Below are 10,317 nucleotides of genomic sequence, written 5' to 3'. Positions count from 1 at the left end.
CCGCTTCACAAATGATTTACAACCATGTTGGAAGAGGTATCTACCCAAGTTTCGGAGGAATGGTAAATTCATTACCTGCTACCGTTGCGGTCGGTGAAACACACACGATCAATGCTTCCATAATTCTCGATCAAGAATGGGACGAAACAAAAATGAACCTCATCGGTATATTGATAGACCCTAGTGGTGATGTAAATAACGCTGGAAAAGCAAGTCTGTCTGAAGCCATTGACAACGGATACGTATTAACTACAGATAACTTCGATTTTAATTACGTAAATAATTTATTTGAAATCTATCCCAACCCAAGCGTAAACACTACAGAATTGACATTAAACAATGTAGAAAAAGCGGACCTTAGGGTGTATGATTTAGCCGGAAACATTGTTTTCCAAAAAGCTATTTCTAAAGGTTCAACTCAGTTAGATTTTGCAGCTTTAAGTGCTGGGATGTACACTGTAGAGGTCAGTAGTAATCATCAAATTCAACAAAGTAAACTCATCCTTCAATAATTTCACATTCAATAAAAAAGCCCGCACAAATATGTACGGGCTTTTTTTATTTCTAACCCTTTTAAATACTATTGATTACAAAATCAGTTCTTCTGTTTTTCGCTTTGTTGGCCTCGCTATCATTGGCCACTTTTGGTTGTGTTTCTCCAAAACCTACAGCATCCAGCCTACTTCCTTTAATACCTAGGGATACTAAATATGCTTTTACACCTTCAGCCCTGCGTTCAGACAATTCCAAATTTTCTTGGGCGTCACCTTCGTTATCGGTATGACCTTGAATGGTAATTTTAGCGGTTGGGTTCTCTTTTAAAAACTGAGCAAATTGGCGTAAAATAAACTTACTACTTTCAGACAATTCTGCAGAAGCGGTGTTGTATAAAATGTCATTTATCGTATACGGTTTTCCTACCTCTATTTTACGTACTTGTAAATCTTTCGACTTCACTGTTTCTCCCTCTTCAATAACTTCTTCAGTAATTAATTGAGAATCGAAAGCGTGATTATCTTTTTTAACCGTAATCATAACATCAGAAGGTTCTTCATTTTTAATCACTACTGCATAAGAACCATCCTCCCCTTTTACGTCTACTTCTTGAATTTTATCACTATTGGCATAACTTACTTGAATTTTGGCATCCTTTACAGGCTCTCCTTTTTCATTGGTTAAATTCCCTTTAGCAATAATCACTTTTTGAGGTCTAGCCTTCTCATACAATTCGAAAGAATAAATATTCCATCTCCCTCCCTTTCGAGAAGAGAAATAAGCCAATTTACCATCCGTTGAAACAAAAATTCCAATTTCATCATCCTTTGTATTAATTGGATACCCTATGTTCTCAGGTTCTCCCCATGAACCGTCATCATTCATTCGAACATAAAAAATATCTGTTCCTCCTACACCTTGTCTTTCTCCAGATACAGAGGAGACAAAATATAGCGTCTCTGAATCTTGGTGCAAAAATGGACTCTTATCTTTTCCAGATGTATTAATTTCAATAAATGGACGCGAAGGTCCCCACGTACCATCCGCTTGACGTTCACTGATAAAAATGTCGTCCATCTGCGTAGAAGGCCTCAGTGCGGTGTAAAACAAAGTGTTTCCGTCAGAAGATAAAGAAGGTTGTGCCTCCCACCCATCTTTGGTATTTATTCCTTCCCCTAAATTGGTAAGTGAGTCACAAATAAAAGGCTTCCCTTTCTGCGGTGCTTCTTTAAATCTCGTAGAGTACAAATCACAGTTCTTATAATCCATGCCTTGAACTTTTTCATACTTACAAGCACAAATGATCATCTCTTTGTTATCTACAGATACCGTAGCTGCACCATAACTCACAAAAGTTCCATCGTTAAAAGGCTCATTTACTGGAGTACCATCACTAAACTCCAATTTTGGATTTTCTCTGTACGACCAGGTAAACTCTTCAACCATGTTCGACTTCATATCTCCCAAGTTTCTTCTGTCCAACCTACGTGTATAAAAAATCAACTCGTTGTCGGGTGATATCATAGGAAAGTACTCATCTTTAGACGAAGAAACATTTTTCACGATTACGGGATCAAAAGGAACTTGACTTGTTAACAACTCCTGCTCCTTCTCTAATTTACCCAAAGCTCCGTTTACAGTTTGCAATTTACTCGAGTAATCCTTCGGATACTTGTCTCTACTTGAGTGCTTAAAATCCCTGAATTTCTTGAAATAATCAATGGCAAAATCTAATTCCTCTTGCTGAAAATTAATCACCCCTAAGTAATAGAAACAATCTGCATGAAAATCCTCACAAATCTCAAGGGTATGCATAAACATTTGTTCAGCTTTCTCGAAGTTTCTATCTCCCACCATGGGGTTTGGATTTTCACGATAGGCTTTTAACCCTTCTTCGTAAGCAAACATGGCATAATCAAAATAAGCCGTGGCATTTTCGTCCTCCGACAAAGTTAAAGCCTCTATAAAATACTCAGATGCCGATCTTAAATCGCTCGCTGCATTGGCTTTATCTAATAATTTCTGAATTTTCTTGGAAGGAGCTCCACATTCCTCACTAATTTCTTCCTCTTGCCCTATGGAAAAAGAGCTGATTATTAGTGGAAAAATAAGCGCTGATATTTTTACTAATGAAGGGTAAAGTATTCTCATGTTGTCTTCGCCGTTTTAGATTATTCATAACGGAAACACAGCAAATTTGTTACATCTTAATTTGATTTTATAACAACACTTTTCCCGCTTTTTATATGCAAGGATAAAAGTGAATACGTAACAAAAAAGCGAGGATAAATTTCCCTCGCTTTTTGATGAAGTGGTTGGTTGTTAAAATTATTATGAAATAAGTATTCGTTTCTTCACGTAACGACCATCTATGTGTACTTCTAAAAGGTAAATTCCTTGACCTAGATCTACATTCACATTGAGATAATTGTCGTTCACATTTTGTGTATACACCTTTTGTCCCTGTAAATTATAGATATTTAATTCTTCGATTTTTTGTTCTGCTCTAATTTTAAAATTTCCTTTTGAGGGATTCGGGTAAACTGCAAAATTGATATCTGCCACATCCTCTATACTAACAAAACCGTGCATTTGGGCTACACCGTCTAAATCAAAACCACCACTTTCGTAGGGTGTTGGATAAGGATCATTAATAATATTCCCGTGAGTATCCATTCTAGCACTATCCCCCACTGTACCAACAACATCAATAATTTTCACCCATTGAATGTTATCCAAATCTAAAGCTGCACTATCTACAAGTTCCTCCAAGTCAAATGGCGTACCGTAACCTCCCTTATATTTCCCCGCGAGATTATTCAATTTTGTTGCGTCTAAACTACCAAAACCACTTATCTGTAGTTGAGTTTGTGTTAAGGAATGAGATGGAAAACGAACAAAGTTTTGCCCGTCTGAACTTACTTCAACATAAGCAAGCTCCAAATAATCAGAAGCAAAAGAGTTTTCAAATACTGCAAAATCTGCTCCTGGACCATTCAAAATGGGTCCGTTAAAGTACAAAACAGCTACTCCTCCGTCTCCCAAAGAAACTACGTCCATAGCGTTTCCGCTTGCCGGTCCAACCGCGTTTTGAGCCGTTCCAAAACTTACTTTGTTGGTACCATTTACTGTAAATAAAGTATCCTCTATATCCAAGTACCCCCTTTGTACTTCAACTGCGTTGGCCCAGGCAATAATAGCACTACTATCTTTATGAATAGCTGTGGTCCCTGCCTCCTCTGCAACTGGAGCATATTGTCCGAAAACAAACCATGGAAGGCAGCATAACAAGCTCAATATTTTTTTCATCAATTTTTAATTTTCACCAGTGTATTCGGATTCAAACCTGTATCCAATTCCTCCAAAAATTCACCTGTACTTTTTAAATATTTTTTCAATTTACCTGAGAGTGTAAAACCTCTAGCGTCTAGGCAATACAGATAATCTTCATCTACAAAAACACCATATAAACTCTGTATATCACTTGCGTCTATGTACGCAGAAGAGAGTATAGTTTCTTGTTGGGCATCCACCAGGGCTACATTATTTGTATTATTCCCATAATTAAGATGAGTAATCCATAGTTTATCCTCCTTATCCATAAACAAGGAGGTGGCTGCAACTCCTAGATTTGATTTCTGATAATTATTTTGAGCATCTAACACGAATAATTCACTAAGATCCGTTCCATAATTACCACGCTTCACTACATAAACATCTCCTTCACTGTCTACCGCTAACTCTCCAGGATTCGCACCTATAAAAATTTCATCACTAATTTGTAGGGTAGCTAAGTCTATTACACTTACCGTTGAATCGTAATTCGGACTGTTCAATCCTCCCGAATTTGCTACAAATATTTTATCATTGCTAACAACCAAGCCTTCTGGGTTATTCCCTACTTCAACGCGGTTTGTAACCATATAAGAACTTGTATCGATCACGTTTACATATCCATCATAAGTACTGACGTATATATTCGGACCATACCCCGTAACAAAACGAGGCAATTGATTCACACCTTGGAATTGTAAATTAATTTGTGCTTCTGATTTCAAGGTACTCTTATCCAAAACCTCTATCGTAGAACTTGCATGTACAACTATATATACCTTAGCTCCATATACAATCATATCATTTCCAGTATCTCCCAATAACCTGCCGTTCTGTTGTAAAAAATAATCATTGCTTACACTCCCATCTTCTGCGATAAAACTCAAGGAAGCATTGTTTTGTTGAAACAAGCCTTCATTCAAAAGAAGTAAACCATCCTTCCCCTCAGTATTATCCGAATCGGGTAAAGGATCTTCTTTACACGCCCCTAATAATAGACCAAACAATATTGCGTAGATGCTAAATTTCATAAATCAGTTTTATATAGTATGACCTCCCTTGTAGTACAAAAGATTTCACGTATTGATAGTTTTTTCCACCTACGTTCTTCACTCCGGCGTTCAAGCGAACAGGTAATTTGGTATTCCATCTTAGGTCTAAACTCAAGTTAATATCATAAGTTAAAAACCCATCTACCCTATTTTGCGGAATATTTTGATTGAGTGCATATCGGGCTCCTATATAATTTAAACTGTGGGTCATTCCTACATTTCTATATTCAAAGGTCCCAGAAAAGTTAGCACTGTGTTCTGGAATGTAAGCAATTTGATGTCCGAAAGTAGCACTTCCTCTTTCACTTAAATCAACCACGCGTTGGTAGGTATAATTTACATTTAATTGCATGTATTTGTTATTCCTAAACTTCTTGCGGTAAACATAACTTACATCTCCTCCTAAGCTTCCTACCTGACCAATATTTTGCATCGACCAGATAAATAAATTTTTAGTGGGGATAGCTAAAATTTTATCCTCTATTAAGTTTCCAAAAACGTTGGCATTAAACTCTTGAGCATAGGCATTTTTAACCGTATACTTACTGTGCCATTTGACCCCTAAATTCAATTGATTCACTTTTTCAGGATCCAAAGCAATGTTCCCTATTTGAGAATAATACAACTCATTGAAATTAGGCAAACGGAAAGAGCGTTGAAACCATACAAACGCCCCAACATTTCTAAATAAGAAAGGACGATCTACTAAAAGCTCTGGTGTTAAGGCTAAAATTGGATCTCTCCAAGTGTTGTTCCCTCTATTGTGTTCGAGTACAAAACGGGCTCCTAAGCTACCTTTTACAATGTACTTTGAAAATTTCACCTCACCCGCAGTCAAAGCTTTCCCTATCAAACGGTTGGGCGCAGCAAAGTCTGCTCGGTTAGAATTCAACAGGTTATTTTCAAACTCACCTCCCCAATTTAACGTGTAACGCGGACCTTTTTCGGCTTTTGCATAGTGCCCGTAGTAATGTGTGAAATTTTGGTAACGATGATCGATAAAACCTGCGCTATTAAAGTATGTAGGATCTAAATATTGATTATTATCTGTTTGAAATGAGGCATAACTTCTACTTCTAATACTCCAACCTTTTACCTTTTTGTTATAAGATTGCAAGGAAAGATTTACATATCCCTTTTCTGAATTGAGCTCTTCGTCATTAGACATCGCATACAACAATACAGCTCCGGGTAATTCATTAGCAATATGGGCATAACCTCCCAACACTTCAAAAACTTTGTAGACGTAATTCTTTTCCCAAGTACGGATATAATTGAAATTTAAAAATGAAGATTGGTAGGCATTGTTCTCTCTCACCCCTTTTACATCACCTCCAAAAGTTTTAAAATTGTACGTGTAATCACCTTGGTAAAAACGTTGATTGAAGTCTATTCCAAAAGCTCCTTTTTTTAATTTTCGTTTGTATAAGGCAAAGATGTCGTGCTGACCAAAAGAGGAAATTCCATAAGATGCCAATACACTTTGTTTACTATAATTCAGCTGCCTTCCTTTGGTTAATATAGAAACCACGTTACCCTGCATCGAAGCACCAACCGTTGGTAATATGTTGGACCTTCCAAAAACGTCGTGCTCTATATAACTAACATTTTCTACGGGTACTTGACTATAATCAGCCATTCCAGTTTGTGCATTCGAAACCGAAAAACCATTAACCATCAAAACATTGTGCTGTGCTCCCATTCCACGATAGGAAAGGGTTTTTAATCCACCCACATCTCCATAATTTTTAATGGAAACACTCGGGATACTTTGCAACATCGTTCCCAAATCCAAAGGTTGTAAACGTTCTATATCTTCGGTGGTAAATCTCTGGGGTTGCTCAGGTATAACCGGACGAATAATTTGAACCTCATTAAAGGTTTTGACCTCGGTACTATCACCTTGCGACAAAAGTACCGAGGAACAAAAAATTAACAGTATGGTTGAAATTAATTTCATCCTAAATTGTGATGAATTCCTAAAGGAAATTCCATAATATTATTGAATCACTAATCGTTGTGTTGCTACAGCCCCTTCATGACTAACTTTCACGAAGTAAACTCCAGCCTCTAAATCCGCAAGGTTAATGGTAGTGTTCACCATTCCAGTTTTAACCAAAGCTCCTTGCGTATTGTAAAGGGTAACATCACCAGCTTCTGCATTTATTTTCAATTCCGTTGATGCTGGATTCGGGTACATATTAAATTCAATTGTGGCTGCTTCATCGAATCCTAAGTTTGACTCAATGTACTCCAAGTTATCAATCGCAAAGTAGGCCGGTGTATTCATTCCCCATGCTCCTACATCAGAAGAATGGAAACCGAAGGTTAAAGCCATAGAACCTGACAAAGCGCTTAAGTCAAAGTTTGTCCATGTATCCAAAATGTAATCTTGTGCATCCGGACCTCTAAAATCTGCCAAGTAAACATCTACAGAATCCACGATATCAAAATTCGCGTCCCATCCGTAAATACGCACAAAGAAAAAGTCTTCTCCATTTGTACCATCATCTATTCCATCTGCATTTGTGGTAGATCCAAATTGCTTAGCAAACTGATCACCATCACGCATAGAAATTCCAGCGTACGTGTTGTTTACAAAATCAGCACCTACCAAAACGCGCTCTTCCTCGAACCAAAGTGTATCGGTATTGTTAAAAACAGCGTATTGCTCAGAACCATTTGCTCCTTCACCTGCAAAAGCAGAATATGGATTTGTATAGCCAGGAGTTGTTACATCCGTCATGTTTGAGTATACAAAACCATGTGCTGTCCCCCAATTTCCAAGGTTAGCACCAAAAGTCACCCCATTTTCTGTAAACGGAGCATAGCTATCTGTAAAAACATAAAAGGTGTCTGCTGTAGGAAGTGTTAAACTTTCAAAGTCTACAGTTACTTGATTTTGTGCTTGTGTAAATCCTGCTCCAAGCACAAGAGCAGCCATTAAGTAGAATTTTTTCATTCTTGAAAAATTATAAATTACTAAAATGACTCTGGATTAAAGGGTGTGCACGCCCATAGAAGATAAAATCGAAGCACCGAAATAGCGCCTAGAAATTAAATCCAACTTTAATCTGAAGTCTTCATTACTAAACATTTGGGCGAGTATTCTGACTTACTTCCTAATGTTTCCCCTTCCCATTGGCGTTGAGTTTGCCCAACAGTGGTTTATGGAAACATCTACTAAAGCTTACAGCTGCAGATACAGTTCCTGATTTTCACAGGATTCCAATTTAAAACCTTCACTCCGAAGAGTTTCAGTTACCAAAATGCGTGGCAAATGTAGTTTAAAATTTAAAGAGTGCATAGGATAAGTGTATAAATTTCAACGTTCGTCTTTCACTGGGCTGTTTCCCCTTTTAAAATCGGGGGCGCGTTTTCCATTATAGTCCTCCCCCTTTTGGCGGTTTAAAAGCAGAGCGGTAAAAGCTTCTCCAGGGTCGCTTTCCCCTTTCTGTTTTGCACACCCCAAAAGTGCTCCGGGCTGCCACTTCAACCGCTAACAGAAAACAGTGTTGCGCACGACTGAGAAGTATGGAGAATGCCTATGCTCTTAAAAGTTTTGATTCGCTTTACGGAAGTCTAACACAATATTTTTCCATATTTGCATAAACTATTCGACGATGAAAAGGTTCATTTTCCTTCTTCCTTTATTTCTTTTAGCATGTATTTTTGCTTGTTCATCCGAACGTCAAAAAAACACTAAAAACACTGAATTAAAAGTAGATACACTAGAAACCTCTTATTCTAAAGGTTTTTATCTATTGCAAGCGAAGGATGCCTATATCGTTCAAATTTTAAATCCTGATAACCGCTCAGAAATAGAACAAGAATTCTATTTATATACAAAAAACGCAAGCATCCAATCAAAAAAAGATGCCATCAATATTCAAATTCCCATTCAAAAAAACATAGCCCTTTCGAGCACGCATATAGGGATGATAAATGCCCTGGGAAAAAGTCAGACCATTGTTGGTGTTTCTGGCGGACCTTACCTTTGTGATGAAAACTTAAAAGCACGTTTAGAACAAGGTGAATTAAAAAGTGTACAAGACATTGCCCAGGCTAATTTTGAAGAATATTTAGGCCTTCATCCCGATGTAATTTTTTCAAGTTCGTTTACCAAAGACGCGCCCATTTTAGAAAAACTCAAACAAGCCAACATTCCTGTTTTCAACAATTACGACTGGCGAGAAACCACTCCACTTGGCAGAGCAGAATGGATAAAAGTTCTGGGTATTTTCTTTAATGAATACACCAGAGCAAATAACTTTTTTGAACAAGAAGTAAACAGCTACACTGCTCTGAAGGAGGCTGCAACTATGGTTTTTTTTCACCCAAGTGTGTTATCGGGTTATTATTATGGCGGTGTTTTTAACGCTCCTGCTGGAGAGAGTTACCAAGCCCAATTGTACAAAGATGCTGGGGCAGCATATGTTTTTGCCCAACAACCTGGAACAGGTAGTTTAGACTTAAGTATGGAAGAAGTAGTTACTCAATTTAGAGATGTAGATTACTTACTCAATGTTTCAGGTAACACAAAAGCTGAAATTGAAAAAGCCTTTGAAAAATACAGTTTGTTCGAAGCCTTTCAAGGCGATGGTTTGTATAACTACACGGCGAACAACAATTGCTTTTGGGAGAATGCAGCGCATCAACCCCATTTGTTATTGGCGGATTACATTGCTATTTTTCACCCAGAAATAATGAGCAGAGATAGCTTAAACTTTTACAAAAACATACAATAATCAAATCAAGAAAAGCACATATAACCCTCAGTATCGGTCTCTTCCTTTTCGGAATTGTACTTTTCTTTATCGATATTTTTGTAGGAAGTACACAGCTCTCTTGGGCCGATTTATGGAATAGTATTTTTAATTACGACGCCAATCAAACCGAACAATTGTTGGCCCATGTGTTTCGTATACCCAAAGCAATTACAGGCGTATTAGCGGGAGCGGCTTTAGCCATTTCCGGATTACTCATGCAAACCCTATTTCAAAACCCATTGGCGGGACCATATGTTCTCGGTATCAACTCAGGTTCTAGTTTGTTTGTGGCCCTAAGTACCATGACGGGGATTGGTATTTTCGCCTCTGATTTTGGAATTATCTCAAGTGCACTACTCGGAGCATTTGCCTTTGGATTATTAATATTAATCAGCTCCATTTATGTGCGCTCTAAAATATCATTGCTGCTTATAGGTATCATGTTAGGGAGCTTTTCTGGAGCTTTGATTAATGTGGTACAATCTTACTCTAACCCAGACGCTTTAAAAGCATTTACCCTTTGGAGTTTTGGTTCTTTAAACAATGTGGCTTTCGAACAGTTGTGGTGGTTTATCTTGGTTGCATTACTTGGAATTGTTTTAAGTCTCTTCCTCACCAAACCTTTGAACTTATTGGTTATAGGTGAAGAAAACGCAAGTTTATTAGGG

The 10,317-nt window shown here is 37.6% G+C and carries 8 protein-coding genes and 1 riboswitch; of the genes, 3 read left to right on the top strand and 5 right to left on the bottom strand.

Annotation, left to right across the window (positions count from 1 at the left end; genetic code table 11):
• Window positions 1-512 (top strand): T9SS type A sorting domain-containing protein (locus tag AC22ZQ_RS08945; RefSeq protein ID WP_318958439.1); only part of this gene is annotated, 512 nt, incomplete at its 5' end.
• A gap of 61 nt (window positions 513-573) precedes the next feature.
• Here the strand turns inward: AC22ZQ_RS08945 and AC22ZQ_RS08940 are convergent.
• The 5 genes from AC22ZQ_RS08940 to AC22ZQ_RS08920 form a co-directional block, all read right to left on the bottom strand.
• On the bottom strand, window positions 574-2,646 hold the full coding sequence (locus tag AC22ZQ_RS08940; protein WP_318958438.1) for an OmpA family protein: 2,073 nt from the start codon (window positions 2,644-2,646) through the stop codon (window positions 574-576).
• A 180-nt stretch (window positions 2,647-2,826) separates the two neighbouring features.
• Window positions 2,827-3,804 (bottom strand): T9SS type A sorting domain-containing protein, encoded by a 978-nt coding sequence (locus AC22ZQ_RS08935; protein WP_318958437.1) that lies wholly within the window; start codon window positions 3,802-3,804, stop codon window positions 2,827-2,829.
• A complete protein-coding gene (locus tag AC22ZQ_RS08930; protein WP_318958436.1) occupies window positions 3,804-4,859 on the bottom strand; it encodes a YncE family protein in 1,056 nt (351 codons plus the stop codon). Before AC22ZQ_RS08930 ends, AC22ZQ_RS08935 begins: the two co-directional genes overlap by 1 nt.
• A complete protein-coding gene (locus AC22ZQ_RS08925; RefSeq protein WP_318958435.1) occupies window positions 4,849-6,840 on the bottom strand; it encodes a TonB-dependent receptor plug domain-containing protein in 1,992 nt (663 codons plus the stop codon). The genes AC22ZQ_RS08930 and AC22ZQ_RS08925 overlap by 11 nt, the downstream gene beginning before the upstream one ends.
• Before the next feature lie 39 nt (window positions 6,841-6,879).
• A complete protein-coding gene (locus AC22ZQ_RS08920) occupies window positions 6,880-7,842 on the bottom strand; it encodes a DUF4465 domain-containing protein (RefSeq protein WP_318958434.1) in 963 nt (320 codons plus the stop codon).
• Window positions 7,843-7,963: 121 nt separating this feature from the next.
• Window positions 7,964-8,164, bottom strand: a riboswitch (cobalamin riboswitch).
• Window positions 8,165-8,503: 339 nt separating this feature from the next.
• Here AC22ZQ_RS08920 and AC22ZQ_RS08915 point away from each other — a divergent pair.
• Both AC22ZQ_RS08915 and AC22ZQ_RS08910 read left to right on the top strand, forming a co-directional pair.
• On the top strand, window positions 8,504-9,628 hold the full coding sequence (locus AC22ZQ_RS08915) for an ABC transporter substrate-binding protein (protein ID WP_318958433.1): 1,125 nt from the start codon (window positions 8,504-8,506) through the stop codon (window positions 9,626-9,628).
• Window positions 9,625-10,317: FecCD family ABC transporter permease (locus tag AC22ZQ_RS08910; RefSeq protein WP_318958440.1), on the top strand; the 693-nt coding region annotated here is incomplete at its 3' end. The genes AC22ZQ_RS08915 and AC22ZQ_RS08910, both read left to right, overlap by 4 nt.

Source organism: Lishizhenia sp., assembly GCF_057456495.1.
Note: the sequence above shows the minus strand (reverse complement) of the source record. Positions and strands in the feature narration are given on the sequence as shown.

Bases quoted from the DNA above. Each gene is read 5' to 3' on its own strand.
- AC22ZQ_RS08940 (WP_318958438.1), bottom strand. From the start codon at position 2,646: ATGAGAATACTTTACCCTTCATTAGTAAAAATATCAGCGCTTATTTTT.
- AC22ZQ_RS08935 (WP_318958437.1), bottom strand. From the start codon at position 3,804: ATGAAAAAAATATTGAGCTTGTTATGCTGCCTTCCATGGTTTGTTTTC.
- AC22ZQ_RS08930 (WP_318958436.1), bottom strand. From the start codon at position 4,859: ATGAAATTTAGCATCTACGCAATATTGTTTGGTCTATTATTAGGGGCG.
- AC22ZQ_RS08925 (WP_318958435.1), bottom strand. From the start codon at position 6,840: ATGAAATTAATTTCAACCATACTGTTAATTTTTTGTTCCTCGGTACTT.
- AC22ZQ_RS08920 (WP_318958434.1), bottom strand. From the start codon at position 7,842: ATGAAAAAATTCTACTTAATGGCTGCTCTTGTGCTTGGAGCAGGATTT.
- AC22ZQ_RS08915 (WP_318958433.1), top strand. From the start codon at position 8,504: ATGAAAAGGTTCATTTTCCTTCTTCCTTTATTTCTTTTAGCATGTATT.